At 64.0% G+C, this 17,620-nt stretch carries 9 protein-coding genes and 1 tRNA gene; 7 read left to right on the top strand and 3 right to left on the bottom strand.

Annotated features, from left to right (window positions below):
* Window positions 1–2 precede the first annotated feature (2 nt).
* The 4 genes from BLT45_RS00460 to BLT45_RS00445 all read left to right on the top strand — a co-directional run bounded on the left by BLT45_RS00460 (window position 3) and on the right by BLT45_RS00445 (window position 9,042).
* A complete protein-coding gene (locus tag BLT45_RS00460; RefSeq protein ID WP_217629519.1) occupies window positions 3–3,722 on the top strand; it encodes a hypothetical protein in 3,720 nt (1,239 codons plus the stop codon).
* A 342-nt stretch (window positions 3,723–4,064) separates the two neighbouring features.
* Window positions 4,065–5,993, top strand: coding sequence for a prealbumin-like fold domain-containing protein (locus tag BLT45_RS00455; protein ID WP_175455667.1), 1,929 nt, complete (start codon window positions 4,065–4,067; stop codon window positions 5,991–5,993).
* A gap of 250 nt (window positions 5,994–6,243) precedes the next feature.
* Window positions 6,244–6,741, top strand: coding sequence for a hypothetical protein (locus BLT45_RS00450; RefSeq protein ID WP_175455666.1), 498 nt, complete (start codon window positions 6,244–6,246; stop codon window positions 6,739–6,741).
* 81 nt (window positions 6,742–6,822) lie between these two features.
* A complete protein-coding gene (locus BLT45_RS00445) occupies window positions 6,823–9,042 on the top strand; it encodes a prealbumin-like fold domain-containing protein (protein ID WP_139187835.1) in 2,220 nt (739 codons plus the stop codon).
* Here the strand turns inward: BLT45_RS00445 and BLT45_RS00440 are convergent.
* A complete protein-coding gene (locus BLT45_RS00440; protein ID WP_093293708.1) occupies window positions 9,037–11,742 on the bottom strand; it encodes a serine/threonine-protein kinase in 2,706 nt (901 codons plus the stop codon). The two genes, BLT45_RS00445 and BLT45_RS00440, sit on opposite strands and share 6 nt — an antisense overlap.
* Window positions 11,743–11,919: 177 nt before the next feature.
* Window positions 11,920–11,996: transfer RNA gene (locus BLT45_RS00435), tRNA-Arg, on the bottom strand.
* A 100-nt stretch (window positions 11,997–12,096) separates the two neighbouring features.
* On the opposite strand from BLT45_RS00435, the gene ubiA reads away from it, so the two are divergent.
* Window positions 12,097–12,990 (top strand): 4-hydroxybenzoate octaprenyltransferase, encoded by an 894-nt coding sequence (ubiA, locus tag BLT45_RS00430; RefSeq protein WP_093293705.1) that lies wholly within the window; start codon window positions 12,097–12,099, stop codon window positions 12,988–12,990.
* 6 nt (window positions 12,991–12,996) lie between these two features.
* Here ubiA and BLT45_RS00425 read toward each other — a convergent pair whose 3' ends face one another.
* Window positions 12,997–13,632, bottom strand: coding sequence for a ComF family protein (locus tag BLT45_RS00425; RefSeq protein ID WP_343123873.1), 636 nt, complete (start codon window positions 13,630–13,632; stop codon window positions 12,997–12,999).
* A gap of 541 nt (window positions 13,633–14,173) precedes the next feature.
* On the opposite strand from BLT45_RS00425, the gene BLT45_RS00420 reads away from it, so the two are divergent.
* Window positions 14,174–15,154 carry an AAA family ATPase gene (locus BLT45_RS00420; protein WP_093293699.1) on the top strand — a complete coding sequence of 327 codons (981 nt, stop codon included), beginning with the start codon at window positions 14,174–14,176 and terminating at the stop codon, window positions 15,152–15,154.
* A 16-nt stretch (window positions 15,155–15,170) separates the two neighbouring features.
* Window positions 15,171–16,796 carry a S8 family peptidase gene (locus tag BLT45_RS18020; protein WP_139187833.1) on the top strand — a complete coding sequence of 542 codons (1,626 nt, stop codon included), beginning with the start codon at window positions 15,171–15,173 and terminating at the stop codon, window positions 16,794–16,796.
* Window positions 16,797–17,620 lie beyond the last annotated feature (824 nt).

Genomic DNA, 17,620 nt, shown 5'->3' with positions numbered 1-17,620 from the left:
TCATGAAGAAGCGGATGAAGATGAAGCTGCTGGACTACACGCTGATCGGCCTGCTCGCGGGCGGTGCGCCAATGGCCGCCGCGCAGACCGCGGCGCCTTCCCCCCAGGCGCAGCAGGATCGCGCCGAGGGCACCGCTGCGCCGGTCGCCTGCGATGGTGAGCGCTGCACCGGTGAAGAAGGTCTGTTGTTCCGCCTGCGCACGCGCAGCTACGACAAGCCGGTGACACAGGGGACGAGCCAGGCTTCGTCCTCCGAGGTCCTGCAACCCGACCGCCGGGTGACCGTGGCGATGGAGCAGCCGGGCAAGGCGACGGCGATGGGCAAGTTCTCCATCGACCTGCCAGGCGGTGGCGTGATCTGGGCGACCGAAGACCCCACGCTGGGTCAGCCGGAACTGTCGGTGTCGGCGCCCTCGATCGTGCCCTTCGATGGCCAGCGCATCACCAAGCCGGTCTCGTTCTACGTGCGTGGCAACTACCCGGCCTTCATCAAGCGCCTGGAAGTCACCCTGTACCGCAGCAGTGATGGGGATCTGATCGAACCGATCGCGGCGATTCCCCTGGACGTGGCCGGCGTCACCCGCGCCGACTGGGATGGCGCGCTGCCGTCGCGCTATCCGTTCCGGAAGGGCGACGAACTGGTGTACGTGCTGCGTGCCTACGACGGCGACTCGCGTTTCGACGAGACCCGTCCGCGGACCCTGCAGCTGGTGTCGCCAGAGGAAGCCGAGCGCGGCGCAGACCTGCTGCGCAGCACCGTCGAGCGCACGCTGGGCAGCGCGCTGACGACGGCCCAGGCGGAGAGTCAGAGCCTGATCGACACGGCATTCGCCGAGAACGGGCTGCGCCAGCAGAACATCCCGATGTACGGGTCGCGCATCCGCATCCAGGGTCGCAATCTTCCGCTCGACGTCGCGCTGAAGATCAACGGTGAAGACTACCCGGTCGACCAGGAACGCAAGTTCGTCGCCGAGTACCTAGTGCCGGTGGGCCACCACAGGTTCGACATCGGCCTGGGCGGGCAGGGCGGCGAAGGCGCGACCAAAGCCGCGCATACGCTCGATATCGACGTCACCGGTCGCTATTTTTTCGGCGTCGGCCTGGCCGACGTGACGATTGCGCAGAACAAGGCCAGCGGCTCGGCCGCGCCGTTCGCCAACGACGTGAACTACCAGGACGACGTGATCAGCGATGGTCGCCTGGCGTTTTACGGCAAGGCGAAGCTGCGGGGCAAGTACCTGGTGACCGCGCAGGCGGACACCACCCAGCGCGACCTGGACCGGTTGTTCAACGGCTTCACCCAGGCCGATCCGCAGGATGTGTTCCGCCGGTTGGATCCGGACCTCTACTACCCGGTGTACGGCGATGATTCCACGACGTATCGCGACGTGGACACCATGGGGCGGTTCTACCTGCGCGTGGACTGGGACAAGAACCAGGCCCTGTGGGGCAACTATTCCACCGGCATCACCGGCACCGAGTACGCCCAGTACCAGCGCTCGCTGTACGGCGCCGCGCTGAACTGGCGCTCGCTCGCCACCAACCGCTGGGGCGATCCGGGAACGGAACTGCGCGTGTTCGGCGCGCAGGCCGAAACCGCACCCGGCCACAACGAATTCATCGGTACCGGCGGCAGCCTCTATTACCTGCGCCATACCGACCTGCTGCCCGGCTCGGATGTCGTCACCCTGGAAATCCGCGACCTGACCACGGGCCGCGTCGAGAACCGCATCGTCCTGCAGCGTGGCGCGGACTACGAGATCGACGAACTCCAGGGTCGCATCCTGCTGACCCGCCCGCTGGCGCAGATCACCCGCGAGAACATCCCCACGCTGACCCGAGATGCGCCGCTGGACGGTTTCGAACAGCGCCTGCTGGTGGACTACGAATGGGTGCCGTCGGGCTTCGATGCCGATGACGTCAGCGCCGGCTTCCGCGGCAAGCACTGGTTCGGCAACCACGTGGGCGTGGGCGCGACCTACGTGCAGGAGAACCGCGCGGGTGAGGACTACACCCTGGCGGCGGGCGATCTGACGCTGCAGGCGGGCAAGGGTACCTACCTCAAGGGGGAGTACGCGCAGACCGAATCCTTCGGTTCTCCGGTGTTCTTCTCCGACAACGGTGGCCTGAGCTTCATCCAGCAGAACGACACGTCCCTGTACCGGGAAGGCGAGGCGAAATCGCTCGAGGCGCGCGCCAACTTCAAGGAACTTGGCTGGACGACGCAGGAGTGGAGCGCAGGCGCGTGGTGGCGCAACACCACCGCGGGCTACTCGATCTCGCGCTATGACACCGGCCGCCCGGTGACGGAGTACGGGGCCGAGCTGTTGGGCCAGTTCACGCCGAACCTGGGCGTATATGCACGCTACACGCGTGCTGAAAGCGGTGCCGAGTCGCTGACCCAAGCGCAGGCCACGCTGGAATGGCGGATTGACGATACGAGCACGCTCAGCGCCGAAGTCCGCCGCGTCGACACCGAGGGCACGTCGACCGACGCGGTCGGTACGCTCGGCGCGCTGAAGTACCTGCACCGCTTCGGCAGTTCGCTGGAGCTTTACGGCCTCGCGCAGCTCACGCTGGACGACGACGGTGGCCAGTACGCGGACAACGACGCGTTCACGGCGGGCGGAAAGTACCTCTACGGCGACAATTCCTCCGTGGGTGCCGAGCTGACCACCGGCGATCGCGGCGAAGCGGCGACCGTCAACGCCGAGCATCGCCTGACCGCCGAGCACTCGGTCTACGGCGCCTACACCTACTCCACCGACACGACTGCCTACGACTCGCTGTTCACACGCAACGCGCAGAACGGCTGGACGCTGGGCCAGCGCTGGCGTTTGTCCAACCAGGTCAACCTCTACAACGAGAGCCAGTTCCTGAAGGAGCCCAACCAGTCCGGCCTGGCGCATACCTTCGGCATGGATTTTTATCCTGCGCAGGGCTGGAACATGGGCTTCACTCTGTCGGATGGCGAGCTGACCAACACCGCCGGTGGCAATGTCGACCGTCGCGCCATTAGCGTGTCGGGTGGCCGCACGTCGCCGGATACAGATTGGCAGAGCAAACTGGAATGGCGCGAGGATCGTGGCGCCGAGCAGCGCGAGCAATGGGTCAGCACCAACCGGCTCACGCACAAGATCAACGAGAGCTGGCGGATCGCCGCACGCGTGAACTACGCCGACACCGACGACCAGCTCAACCCGCTGGCCAGCGCGAAGTTCATCGAGGGCAACGTCGGCTTCGCCTACCGCCCTTGGGACAACCAGCGATGGGGTCTGTTCGGCCGGTACACCTATCTGTACGACTTGGCGACGCTGGGTCAGGTGGGTGGCGCCGACTACGACCAGAAATCTCAGATCCTCTCGTTCGAAGGCGTCTACAAGCTCGATCAGCACTGGGAGTTCGCCGGCAAGCTGGCACGCCGCGAGGGTAAGGTCCGCATGGGACGCGGTACCGGCGTGTGGCTGGATTCGGCCACCACATTCGCCGCCGCCCAGGTCCGCTACGACCTGCGTACGCAGTGGCATGCGCTGGCCGAGTACCGATGGCTGGACGTCGAGGATGGCGGCACCAAGCAAGGCGTGCTGCTCGGTCTCGACCGCGACCTCAACAAGAACTTCCGCATCGGTGTGGGCTACAACTTTACCGATTTCAGCGATGACCTGACCGACTTCGACTACGACCACGAGGGCTGGTTCCTCAACCTGGTCGGCACGTACTGACACTGCAATAGCGCAAATACCTGCTGGGAAGCCGGCGTCGGTTCTTGCGGTGCGGTGGCGATGGCGCGCCGCCCTGTGCCGAAGCATCTTCGCAGCATTCGCGCCATAGATCGGTCGCGGTGCGGTGCGGTGCGCGTGCCGCCATATCGTCCCTATGAGCGCGCATGGGGACCTTTCTCTGAAGGGACGGGCGATGTCCTGCATCCGCCCGCAAGAACGACGCTCGTCTGTAGGAAAAGTTCCTGCAGGAAAATAATGAGCATTACATACCGCTCGAAGGATCGCGCTGGAGCTGCGCGCAGTCCTAGAGTCGCACCATCGTCGGTCGCAGCGGGATCGCAAGTGCGCACGTCGCCGGCCACCGCCGCAGATTCAAAGAACATGCGAGCGCTGCGATTCCGTCAGTGTCTGCAGTGGGTGACCGCGGTCGCCCTCGCTATGTTGGGCATGGTGGGCAGCGCCCTCGCTCAAACGCCGCAGGCTCCGACCGTGCTCTACGCGGAGGATTTCGAGAACGGTCCGGATACGAACATCCAGCTACTGACCGCGTACGCGTCCGCGACAGGCGTCACCTACACGGCCCATCCCAACTGGTTGGCGGCTTGCAACGGCCAGATCGTGGCCGGTTCAACGCTGCAGTCCCAGCAGCCATTGAGCAACTGCACGCTCAAGACGGCGGTGCAGGACCAGGATGCATTCAACGTCGTTCGCCAACTGGCCTGGACCCTTGGCGTACTCAACGGCAGCGACACCACGTCAATGACGTGGAACCAGACCACCAACCGCGCGGTGACGGCTTACACCGATGGGGCCAATCCTGGTGTCAACATCGAGATCGCAACGGTCAACCAGATTCCCCTGCCCGCGACGACAACGAGTCGCTTCATAAGTTTCAGTGTTGACGCTGCCGCGACCTCCTGTTGGTCCAACAGCGCGCCCAACTATGACTTCAATCTGATCACATCCACCGGGACAGCGATCTCAGCAGGCACGACCGGTGCGCTGTGCACGAGCGCTTCGGTTTCGAACATCATCGGTGTTCCGGGCGTGCAATGCACGCCTGGCTTGAATGGTTGCCCTGCAAGCGGTGTCTCCAATCCAGCCGACTACTATGCAAGAACCGTCAGCTCGGCGACGCCTATCCTGTTCAATGGAAACTCGCTCGGCATCCGGATGACTAATCTCAACGGATCGGGCACCGGCAACGACGCCGCGTTCGACAACATCCGCGTGCTCGATGTCACGCCGTCGTTGTACAAGGCGTTCGCACCCAATCCCGCGGGCACCAATCAACCCGTGACGCTGACGTTCACCATCGTCAATACTACGGAGCTTGCCGCCAAGCCGAACTGGGCATTCCTGGACACCCTGCCGACGGGAGTGCTCGTAGCGAATCCCGCCAGCGCCGTCAACAACGGGTGCGGAAATGGCGTGATCTCGGCGACCCCCGGGACCAACACGATCACGATAACGGGTGGCGACCTGGCCGCAGGACAAACGTCATGCACCGTGTCGGTCAATGTGGTCGCCACGACGGAGGGCGCCTACACCAACGGCGCCAGCAACGTGACGACGACCGGCCTGGTGCCCCCACCGAATGCGACCTTGCAGGTACGCAATCCGCGGCTGACGCTCCGCAAGATCAGCGTGGGCGGCGTGGGCGGGTTCGGGTTCACGGGCACGAATGGCGTGCAGACCCAGACGCTGACCACCACGACGGCAGGTGCCGCGGTGAGTGGGGCAACACAGGCGCTGTCTGCGGCAGCGACCGCCACCACGATCACCGAAAGCACCTCGCCGGCGACCTATCGGGTGACGGACATCACCTGTACCGGCATGGGCAGCGGTGGCAGCGCAACGCCCGACCTCGTGAATCGGACCGTGACGCTCGATGCCGCGGCCACGGCGGCAGGCAACGACATCATCTGCACGTTCACCAATACGCTGCAACAGGCAGACATCCAGGTGGTCAAGACCGCCACGCCCAGTCCGGTGGTATCGCGCGATGTAGTGACGTACACGTTGGTGGTAAGCAACAACGGCGCGAACGCGGTGACGAACGCCGTACTGAGCGACGCGCCGTCCACCGGGCAGACCTGCACGGCTCCGAGCACGACGGCCACATGCACTGCCACCGGCGGCGCAAGTTGCCCGTCCGCGACCGTGCCCGTCACTACCTTGCTGGGCGCCGGCATGACCATTCCCGTCTTGCCTGTCGGCGGGCGTGTCACAGTCACGCTGCAATGCACGGTCAACGCGACTGGGCTGTAGCGGATGCGCATATCCCGCGTGCCGCCAGCCGGTTGCGCACGCCATCGTCAGCGGCGCGATTCTTGCCGCACGGGTGGAATGATCTCGTGTGTCCGCTTCGGGACGTGCGTCGCGAAACATATCGGGTGACGCAGCAAAGCCGAAGCGGGATGTGGTCGGGAACAGGACGGTGGGGCGATTGCTGTCTCAAGCGACGGGCGTCGTGCGTGCCATGACGCCTGACCCCCTCCAAACCTGAGGTCATGAAATGATGCAGTCTCGATATGCGGTGTGCGGCCTGCTGGCGATGATGATCGCCTCGTCAGTTGCACCGATGGGCGCGCGTGCGGAAGGCCAATGCCAGTTTACCCAGGGCTACTGGCAGAATCGCGCCCAGAACGCCAACGATCTGACGACTGAAGTCTGGTTGTCGGTGCGCGACCAGGCGTTCTATCTCTCCGGTCTGAGCTACCAGCAAGTCCTCCTGGTGCCGCCCAAGGGCAACGCGTACTGGGTCCTGGCACATCAGCTGGTCGCGGCCCAAGCGAATTACGCACTCGGCGCGCAGACGCCTTCCCTCGTCTCCGATGCGTTGGCCAGGGCCAACCAGGTGATGGGGCAGTACACGCCCCAGCAGGTTGCCGCGATACCCAAGAACAGCGCGGTACGCGAAGAGCTGATCGCGCTGTCGCGCGTGCTGGACGATTGGAACAACGCCCTGATCGGCAGCGGAGAGTGCGGCGATGCAGGTGGGGGCGGGAACGGCTGACTATCGCGCCGCGGGGCATCGGCGCGAGACGGTGCGGCGCTTGTTCGTTTCCACAAGGAACACGCCTCGAGATGCCGCGCGTTGACGTCCGACATCCACAGGAAGGACACGACAGGGGTTCGCGTGAGGAAGGAACTTCAAGCCGCCATGGTGGCTGTGGCCGTATTGCTGCTCACGGCGACGGGCACGCCTGCGCGGGCGCAGACGGTCACGGTGGATCATGGCGCGTTCGCCACGGCGACCGGCGCCGGCTCCGCAGGGACGCCATCGCTCAGTTTCACCGTATCCGCTGGACAGAATCGGGCCGTGTTCATCACCGCGGCGTTCGAACGCGACCATTGCACGACCGATACGACCGAAACGCTGGCGACCTGCATCGACGAGACTGCCGCGAACAGCAACTTCGCCTCGCCGGTTTTCGTCGCCAACGATGGCGCGAACGTGCAGATCCAGTTCACCGCGACAGGGCCAGGAGGGTCGATCACGGCGGCCAACCCGCTCGCGCAACCGGCCGGAGACTTGCGTTTCGGCAACATCTACTCGGTGGCTACGGGGCTCTCGGGGGCCAGCCGAGCCAGCTACTCGCAGGAGATGTACTTCTTCGTCCTTTACGAAGCCCAGTTGCGTACGCTCCTGGGCGGCGCTGCCAGCGGAACGATCACTGTCACGCTGCCCGACGCGCAAGCGCCCCACCGGAACGGAGACGAGGCCATCCTGTCGGCCATCCAGTTCAATCACGTGAACCAGGTAACGACGGGTGGGGCAGGAACGGGGATCGTCCGCTCCGCCATCGAAACGACGCGGACGAATTGCAACACCGGTCTGCCATTCGCGGCGGGCGTCAACGCACCCGGTAACTGGTCCTTATGCCTCAACGGTTACGACGCCGGGCAAGCGCCCGTCAACGCGGGCGACGGAGTGCTGCTGGTCGGATTTAATGGTTACGCACGAAGCGGCCCCCTGGACTTCGCGACGGTAGCGGGGTTCTCCGAAGTGCTGAATCCGTCGGTAACCAACACCGATCCCGGGACGACCGGCGCGACAGGCGCGCACTTCCTTGCGGGAACCGAGTCGGACGGCTTCAGTAGCTCCTTCCAGTTCGCCAATGGAACGCCGACGGCAAACGTCACTCTGCAGTCGCAGAACGGTGCACTGACATCTTCCCAGTCCACATCGGGTGGCATGGCGGCGAAGTTCACGCTGACGCGGGCACTGGTCGACCTTTCGATCACCAAGACCAACACGCCTGGCGTCAATGGCAACGTGGATCAGACGAACGATGGCGTGCTGCCGGGGAACGCGACGACCTACACGCTGGTGATCTCCAACACGTCCATCAACTATGTGGATGGCGCGATGCTGACGGATCCTGCCACCAGTGGCCTGACGAAGACAGGGGTCAGCTGTACCGCAGTCACCGCGGGTGCCGTCTGCCCGCTCGCCGGCGCCGTCACGGTGGCAGCGATCGAAAGTGTCCCGGGCATCGCCATCCCGACGTTGCCTCCCAACAGCACAATGACGTTCACCGTGACCGCGACGGTGGCCACTGGCGTGTCGCCGGTCGCCAACACGGCGATGGTGGCCGTTCCGTCGGGGTACACGGATGCGACACCGGGCAACAATTCGGCGACGGACACCGATGGCGCGCTCACGCGGATGACGCTGCGCAAGATCAGCATCGGGGGGGTGGACAGCTTCGGTTTCACCGGTACGAACGGCATCGTGACACAGACGCTCACCACGACCGTCGCGGGGACGCCGATCAGTGGCGCCAGCCAGACACTGGCCGCGACCGATACCGCCACCACAGTGACAGAGAGCACGAGCCCCGTGACATACCGCGTCAGCGACATCGCCTGCTCCGGTCTCGGTGTCGGCGGCAGCGCCACACCCGACCTCGCCAATCGGTCGGTGACGCTGAATGCCGCTGCGACGGCTGCGGGCAGCGATATCATCTGCACATTCACGAATACCTTGCAGCAGGCCGATATCCAGGTGGTCAAAGCCGCGAGTCCGGGTACCGTGACCAGCGGCAATGACATCACCTACACACTGACGGTCACCAACAACGGTCCCAGCCAGGCGAACAACGTGCTGTTGACGGATGCGGCGAGCGGCGGGCAGAACTGCATGTCGCCTTCGACGACGGCGACCTGTACCGCGACCGGGGGGGCGAGCTGCCCATCGCCAACGGTGCCGGTAAGCAGCCTGCTCGGGAGTGGCATCTCGATTCCAACACTGCCGGTGGGCGGCCAGGTCGATGTCACGATGCAGTGCACCGTGACCGCCAGCGGTCTATAGGCCTTGCTGAGGAGGCGTGCTGGCGCGGTTCCCGTCGTCGGGCACGGCGGATCGTTCGCGCACGGGGGGACGCGCCATCAGGCTGTACCGGATCTGGCGCGTGATCGCGTGATCGGCTCCGAGGTGGCGACGCGCCTCCACCAGCGCATCCTGCAGCAGCCGTTCCGCTGACGCATCGTCGGAGGGGGTGTCGCGTTCCTGGGGACGTGCCCGCAAGCGAAGCGCCTGCGCAAGGGCCAGGCGGGCGACGGGGGCAGGCCATCGTCCCTGATGTGCCGCCTGGATCACTTCCTGCAGCAACCCGATGGCGTCTTCGATATGCGGGGGTGCGGGTATCGCGCCCGTCGGCGATGCGAGCAGCAGGGTGGCCAGCGTCTCCTTGGCGGCCAGTGTCGCTTCGTGCCGGGGTCCGAGCGTGCTTTCCAACAGCGTTGCCGCCTCGCGTGCGTAGCCGATGCCTTGCGCGAGATCCGTTCTCGCCGATACGCGCGCTTCCAGCAGGCGCTGGCGCGCGTACTCAGGATGATGGGTGCCGAAGCTGGCCACGATCGCTTCGTGGGCGTGTCGCAAGGCCGCGTCATCGACGGAAGCGGGCGCCGCCGCCAGCGCGGCCTCCAGTTTCAGGCGCAGGCTGCGCGAAGTATCAGGATGCGTCGGGCCGAGCCGCTGCTGGCGAGAGGCGAGCAGGTCGCCGGCGATGCGCAGCGCGTCCTGCGGATGCCCTTCGCGCACGAGCAGTGTCGAGAGCAGTTCGCGCGCAGTGTCGGCGGCAGGGGACCGGTCCGCGCCCGCCAGTGCGATCGCGTCGCGCAGATCGCGGTGGGCGTCGCCCAGGTTCAGGAGCTGCGCATGCCACTGGCCTCGCAACGTCAGCAGGTCGATACGCGTCGTGCGAGCAAGCGGGGCGGGCAGGCCGTCGGCGGTGCCATCGACGAAGGCGAGGGTTTCGAAGGCGGCGGCATGATCCGACAGCCCCCAGTGCGCGCGCGCCAGCTCGGTCAGCAGCCCGAGCGACGTCGTGTCGGCCTTGTGTCGTGAGGTCGTGATCTGCTGCAGGCCGGCCAGCGCGACGTCGCGCGCTTCCGCGTGCCGCGCCTGCAGGTTCAACAGGGTCGCGAGCGTGGCGTGGGTTTCCGGGCGCAAGACCGGATCATCGGCGAGCAAGCCGTTGGCTTCATCCGCCAGAACCAGCGCATGCGGGTAATCGCCCAGTACCGCGTAGCTGCGGGCCAGCGAGACCAGCGCGCGCGCCTTGAGCGCAGGGCTGGACGCCAAGGGAAGACGCCGCAGATGCGCTTCGGTCTGCTCGAGCAACTGACGCGACGAGGGGCGGGTTTCCGCCAGCCCCGACAACGTGGCGGCGCCCAGCGTTTCCTCGAACAGCGTGGACACCGCTTGCATGTCGCGACTCTCCTGCTGGTCACGCAGGTGGTACCACGCGAATGCGCCCGCGGCGACCAGGGCGAACAACAGCGTGCCGGCCGCAAGCGCGCTTGCCACGGCGTGGCGCTGCACGAAGCGGCGCGCCACGTACAGGCGTCCGCCATCGCGCGCGGCCACGGGCTCGCGCGCGAGCCAATGATGCAGGTCGGCGATCAATGCGCCGACGCTCGCATAGCGGTCGCCGGGTGCGGCGGCGACGCATTTGAGTGCGATCGCATCCAGGTCGCCCCGCACCTGTTTGCGCAGCTGCGCGTTGTCCCGGCATCGGCGTTGCGAGGCGACCCCAGCCCAGGCCGCATCGGCCAGCACGGAGGGCGGATGCGGTTTGCCCGGGGGCAGGCGGCTGAGGCTGGCGTGCAGCGGCAAGAGCGGGCGCGGCCAGTTCGCCACGAGCAATTGGTAGAGCATCACCCCCAGCGCATAGATCTCGCTGGCGACCGAAGAAGCCTCGCCTGCCAGTATTTCCGGCGCGGCGTAACCATGGGATACGGCGATACGCGGTGAGGCGCCACCTTCCGTGCCGCCCATGACGGCCGACAAGCCGAAGTCGACGAGGTAGACGCGACCGTCCTGCGCCACCAGCACGTTGCCGGGCTTGATGTCCTGGTGCAGCACGCCCTGGCTGTGGGCGTAGTGCAGCGCGTCGCAGGCCTGCAGCAGCAGCCGGATGCGTTCGGTGAGGTTCAGCGCTTGTTGGTCGGCCCACAGGTCGATCGACGTCCCATGCAGCAGCTGCATCGCGAACCAGGGATGTCCGTCCGCTTCGATGCCACCGTCGAGTAGCGGGGCGATATGCGGGTGCTCGAGCTGCGCGAGGTGGTTTCGCTCGCGCATGAAGGCATCGATGAGCGAGGGCGACGACATCTCGGTACGGATGCATTTGAGCGCCACCCGTTTCTCGTACTGGCCATCGGCGCGGCTGGCTTCGTACACGGTTCCCATGCCGCCCGTGCCCAGCACGCGATCGATGCGCCATGGTCCCAGCCGATTGCCGATGCGGTCCGATGCGGCTTCGCCATCGCCATCGCCATCGGATCCGGCGGGATCCTCGCTCGTGCCCGGCAATCCCAGCAGATCACTGAAGCCGACGTTGTCGAGGGGATGGTCGGCGGCATCGGCGACCAGCAGGCGATCGAGCGCCGCATGGAGCGGCGCGTCCTGGGCGGCCAGCCGCGCGAGCGCGGCCGCGCGACGCGGCGGGGGAAGATCGACGTAGTCGTCGAACAGGGCGAGCGCGCGGGCCTCTAGATCGGACATCGGCGGGCATCAGGCGAGAGGGGAAGGCCGCGCGCGATCCGAGGCGCAGGAATGACCCGTGATGCCGCCCTTCGTGTCGGCACGGGGAATGTTCGGGGCCTGGAGGCGCGAGCGGACATGCATCCCATGGCGCGAGCGTAGCGCGCTCGGCGAGGGGTAAGCATGTCCGCAGGAGGATGGCGCGCCCGGAGGGATTCGAACCCCCGACCAATGGCTTCGGAAGCCACTACTCTATCCGGCTGAGCTACGGGCGCACGGGACGGGCATTCTAGCCGCAAACCGACGCATTGGCCCACTTCGCGCAGCGGCGGCGCCGCGCGTCGGGGCTGCGGGCGGGCCTGATACCCTTCCCGCATGGGATACGAACGTTTCGAGCATGCCGCCGGGCCGCGCTGGCGCGAGCGGCTGGGGCAGTACTGGAAGCTGGTGCGCGGCGACCGCCCGATCGGCGTGCTGCTGCTGCTGTGGCCGACGTGGTGGGCGCTCTGGCTGGCCGCGGATGGCGTGCCGTCGTGGTGGACGCTGTTCGTGTTCACCGCAGGCGTCTGGCTGACGCGCTCGGCGGGCTGCGTGATCAACGACTACGCCGATCGCTGGCTTGACCCGCAGGTCGAGCGCACACGCGAACGTCCGCTGGCGACGGGCGCGGTCAGCGGGCGCGAGGCGCTGGCAGTGTTCGCGGTGCTGATGCTGGTGGCGTTCGGCCTGGTGCTGACGATGAACCGGCTCACGGTCTTGCTGAGCGTGGTCGGCCTGTTCCTGGCGGCCAGCTATCCGTATCTGAAGCGCTATACCTACCTGCCGCAGGTCTATCTGGGCCTGGCCTTCGGCTGGGGCATCCCGATGGCGTTCGCGGCGATCCGGGGCGAGGTGCCGCCGGTGGCGTGGGTGCTGTACGGCGCCAACATCCTGTGGGCCACGGCCTACGACACCTGGTACGCGATGGTCGATCGCGAAGACGACATCCGGGCCGGGTCCAAGTCGACGGCCATCCTGTTCGGCGACCTGGATCTCGTCATCCAGGGCGTGCTGTATGCGCTCGTGCTGGTGGCGCTGGGGCTCGTCGGCCGCCAGGCGGGTCTCGGCGTCTATTACGGGGGTGCGCTGGCCGTCTCCGCCCTGCTGATCTGCTGGCAGTTCAGGCTCGCCTGGCAGCGGGAGCGGGGCGGGTGCTTCAAGGCGTTCCTGCACAACAACTGGATAGGCCTGGTGGTGTTCGCCGGGCTCTGGCTCGACCTGGTGCGCTGAGCGCGTTCAGGGTACGCGGGCGATGACCCAGGCATCGACGCGGCGGACGCCTGCAGCGTGCAGCGTGCGGGCGGCGGCATGCAGGGTCGCGCCTGTCGTCATCACATCGTCCAACAAGGCCACGTGTCCGGGCAGCGACGCGGTGCCGGCGATGCCGAACGCGCGGGCGACGTTGCGTTTCCGGGCGTCCGCATGCAGTTCCGATTGCGCCGCCGTCGCACGATGGCGTACCAGGCGATCCGCATGCAGCGGAAGCGAGAGTGTCCGGGCGAGTGGGCGCGCCAGTTCCAGGGCCTGGTCGTATCCCCGTTCGCGCAGGCGATGCGCATGCAGGGGGATCGGGATGAGGGCGTCCGGTCGCGGGGCCTTCCCCAGCGGACCCGCCGCCATCTCCGCGAGCAGGCGCCCGGCCGCCAGATCCTGGTGGAACTTGAAGCGCGGCACCAGGCGATCGAGGGGAAACCCGTAGACGAACACGGCGGTGGTGGCCGCGACCGGTGGCGGGTCCGTCAGGCACGCGCCGCATTCGCCGGGAACAGGCAAGGGCAGGCCGCAGCGCATGCAGGCCGCGTGATTCCAAGGCAACGATTGCGTGCAGTTGAGGCACAGATCGAGGCCATAGGCACCCGATTCGCGGCAGATCAGGCATCGGGGTTGTAGAGGGGGCCAAAAGGTGAGACCTGTCCCCTTTAGTAATCAGCCACTTAGGCGGGATCGTTGCACTTCGTGCGAGATCGAAAGTGGGCCGAAAGGCGAGATTTTCCGGGGAGCGGTCCAGCAAAAAGCGAGATTTTTCGGAATCCCCTTTGCGCCGCCCGCCTATTCGTCTCGCTTAGCGCGCCTCCCAGGCTTAAATCGGGGCACTTCCTCTACTGCGAGTAGAAGCTCGGCTTCGTCCCGCCCAGCCAGGTGGCGAATGGCGGCACGGATAACCTCACTCCTATTGAGGAGCGCGCCCTGTAGCCCCAGCCTCCGGCGCAGGCTCTCCAACGCCTCGATTTCATCCTCAGCAAGGCAAAGGCTGAGTCGTTCCAAGCTAGACATACATAAAACATATCATATTTATGATAATATCAATATTGTCACAGGCGACGAGACGGAGCCGGACTTCAATGGACTTCAATGGCCGTGCGTGGACAGCCGTACACGGCATGGACGAACATGAGCAACGTCAGGTGGGTACATGTCCCGAGCAGACCTAATCGTTAACTTGGTGAAGGCTGGTAGTGAGGGCGACCAACAGCTCTTTCGGACCACCGTCGAAGCGATGGCGGCCGAAGAGCGGGCCAAACAGCATCACCAATTGGCGGACCGACTGGTTCAGAACCTGAAGTCGGCAACACCGCGTGGGCGGACGGCAGAAGTCATTCGGGCGCATGACGGCGGCCACGGTGGATTGCTGTACGAAATTGACCCGGCGCGCTCGCTCGACTCGATGCTGCTCAGCGAGGGAGTCCGGGCTGCCTGTCGAGAGTTGATTGAAGAGCAGCAGAGGCGCGATCTGCTGCGGTCTTACGGGCTGGAGCCGCGTCACCGCATGCTGCTTTCCGGGGCTCCTGGAAACGGCAAAACTTCACTTGCAGAAGCTGTAGCGCACGAGCTTATGGCGCCACTCTTTGTGGTGCGCTACGAGGCGGTGATTGGTAGCTTCCTTGGTGAAACAAGTAGTCGCCTTAAGCGGCTATTCGATTTCGTTCGAACTCATCAATGTGTCCTTTTCTTCGATGAGTTCGATACTCTCGGAAAAGAACGTGGTGATACCCATGAGACTGGCGAGATTAAGCGTGTCGTAAGTTCGCTGCTTCTCCAGATCGATGCGCTTCCGAGTCATGTTGTCGTCATTACAGCTACTAATCATGCGGAGCTGCTAGATCGCGCCGTTTGGCGCAGATTTCAGTTGCGTCTAGAGATGCCCGCACCCACGCTTGAGCAGAAAGAAGACTGGTTCCGTCGCCTTCAGGAAAAATTGGAGGCGCCACTCGGAATTACACCCAAGTCGCTTGCAGCAAAGCTTAACGTCGGCAACTTCTCTGATCTCGAACAGTTCTGCGAAGACGTTCAACGAAGGTATGTACTTTCTTTGCCAAATGCCAATTTGAAGGCGATTCTCCAAGAGCGCCTGAAGCAGTGGCAATCGAGGTTTAGCGTAGTCGCGCAAGCCTAATCACTGGGAGACATGGATGTCGCAAGGTGACTTTCCGCTACTGTTCTTTCCCGAGCGTGCGGCTCTGGCGCGCAATGATCTAAGCGGCCGCCCTCCCTCTATACATACCCCGCCAATTGAGCGACAGCGCGAGCGCATCGCGCCACAGTTTTCTGTTCTGCAGGGCGCGATGGATGGTAGGCGCCTGAGAATTCAAGGCGACTCGCCTGTAGACAATCCAGAGCTGGTGCTCGTGATGGAGGTCATGGGCTCGACCGAACAATTTGCCAATGCTGTTGGGCGAGTTCAAGGCCTGGAGTGGCTATTTGAGCTGATGGAGGAACAAGTCGCGCCTGATGAAGACTTCTTCGTTCCAGATGCTCCAATGTCGAATCTAACAGGGCGCATCTTCCTCGTTGGATCGAACAAGGAAGCGCTGGACCAGCTCATTGCGCTTTGGCAGCGTTACGAGCGCGACCCGCAGGCACCATTCGACCATGGGTATGCATCCTTCAAGTACGTCTTCAAACACCTGAAAGCCATCCGCTATTGGGATGTGCAGGACCGACTAAATACGGATGTTCTTGCATACTGGCAAGATGAGTTAGATAGCGGAAAGGAACTTATTCGTTTCGAGATTGAGGCGTGGTACTTCAACTCTTTTGACAAGAATGCAGCAACCGTCGCGCAGATAAGGCGCCAGATAGGCGACCTCAATGGCACAGTCATAAGCGAGGCTCACATCCATGAGATCGCCTACCAAGGAGTTCTGGTGGAGCTCCCACGGCATGCAATCGAGAAGATCCTGAGTGGAGAAGTGAATGATCTGGTCCTGTCTGACCGAATCATGTACTTCCGGCCACGGCCACAATGTGTGGAGGGAGGAGAAATAGAGGAGAGTGAACAAGTCTTAGCAGAGACTCGGGTAGAGGAAAGTTCCCCCCCTGTTCTTGCTCTACTCGACGGCCTGCCGATGGCAAATCACGCTCTGTTGAGGAGCGCGCTCATCATAGATGACCCAGACGGCTGGGAATCCGCCTACGAGGCCAAGGATCGCGTACATGGAACGGCAATGGCGTCGCTGATCTTTCACGGAGAGCTAGACGCGAATGAAGTCCCTCTGTCGAGAAAGATCTATGCTCGTCCCGTCCTTAGGCCAGATCCCGAAGACAACTACCACGAGCGACGTGCAGAATCCGTACCTAATGATGTGCTGCTTATCGACCTGGTTCACCGAGCAGTAAAGAGGATATGCCAAGGAGAGTCCGGTAGCGGCCCGATCGCGCCAAGCATAAAGATCATCAATCTTTCTCTCGGCGACTCGAACAGAGTCTTCTCACGAGACATTTCTCCGTGGGCTCGGCTGATCGACTGGCTTTCGCATCGCTATAACGTGCTCTTCATAGTGAGTGCGGGGAACGATGCTAGCGAGCTAGAGATGCCAGTGCCTCGGGGAAGCTTGTCCGGCATGCTCGAAACGCAGAGGCGTGATCTCGCATTGGCTACTCTGCTCCAGCAAGCGGATCGTCGCAGGCTTTATATCGCCCGCAGAGGCGATGAATGCACTGACCATAGGAGCACTCCACTCCGATGCCGCAAACATCACTCCTGTGGTCGATCGCATCGATCTGTTCAGCACGCCGGGTATAAGTCCACTTTCTAGAATAGGCCATGGCTACAAGCGATCAATCAAGCCAGACCTACTAGCTCCTGGAGGTAGATGTCTGCACGCTGAGGGGTTTGGTGGAGATGCGAACATCACTCGTGCAGTGCCCGTTTCCGTTCGCCGGTCACCAGGTCAGCGAGTTGCCGTACCGCCTCTCTCAGATGCCGCAGATCCCACGGGATACACTCGTGGAACCAGCAACGCTGCGGCATTAACGAGCCGGCTCGCAGTACAGATTTACGAGGGCCTTGAGGATTTGAGGCGAACCATCCCATCTGCCCCGGGGCCTCAATACGACGCGGTGTTGATCAAGGCGCTGCTAGTGCATGGCACTTCATGGGGTGACCTTCAAAACGCACTCTTGGCGCTCCGAGCCGATATAGCGGAGATCCAGGACACAGCTGCAAGGCGTAGGAAGGAGAAAGACTTCCTAGCGAGGTGGCTGGGTTACGGCGCTTTGAACCCTGAGCGGTCACTCGCTTCCACAGCTCAGCGAGCAACGATTATCGGTGTGGGCGCATTGAGCGCCGACAATGCATTCGAGTTCTCAGCACCATTACCGCCCAGTTTGGCTGGGACAACAGAGTGGCGACGAATGACTGCGACACTTGCTTGGATCTCGCCAACAAATCACGCACATCAAAGCTATCGCTGCGCCCGGCTATGGATGACTGGCGTCGGTACGGAAGTTGGCGTTGAAAGAGAGAACTCAGCAGAGCATAACGCTGCACGTCGAGGCACAGTGCAGCATCAGATCTTCGAGGGCGAGCGTGCTCTCGCCTACGTTGATGGGGCAAAATTCACTTGCAAAGTTAACTGCG

This window comes from Pseudoxanthomonas sp. CF385 (assembly GCF_900104255.1).
In the GTDB taxonomy this organism is placed as follows: Bacteria; Pseudomonadota; Gammaproteobacteria; order Xanthomonadales; family Xanthomonadaceae; genus Pseudoxanthomonas_A.
Note: the sequence above shows the minus strand (reverse complement) of the source record. Positions and strands in the feature narration are given on the sequence as shown.

Bases quoted from the DNA above. Each gene is read 5' to 3' on its own strand.
- BLT45_RS18020 (WP_139187833.1), top strand. From the start codon at position 15,171: ATGTCGCAAGGTGACTTTCCGCTACTGTTCTTTCCCGAGCGTGCGGCT.
- ubiA (WP_093293705.1), top strand. From the start codon at position 12,097: ATGGGATACGAACGTTTCGAGCATGCCGCCGGGCCGCGCTGGCGCGAG.
- BLT45_RS00460 (WP_217629519.1), top strand. From the start codon at position 3: ATGAAGAAGCGGATGAAGATGAAGCTGCTGGACTACACGCTGATCGGC.
- BLT45_RS00440 (WP_093293708.1), bottom strand. From the start codon at position 11,742: ATGTCCGATCTAGAGGCCCGCGCGCTCGCCCTGTTCGACGACTACGTC.
- BLT45_RS00450 (WP_175455666.1), top strand. From the start codon at position 6,244: ATGCAGTCTCGATATGCGGTGTGCGGCCTGCTGGCGATGATGATCGCC.
- BLT45_RS00420 (WP_093293699.1), top strand. From the start codon at position 14,174: ATGTCCCGAGCAGACCTAATCGTTAACTTGGTGAAGGCTGGTAGTGAG.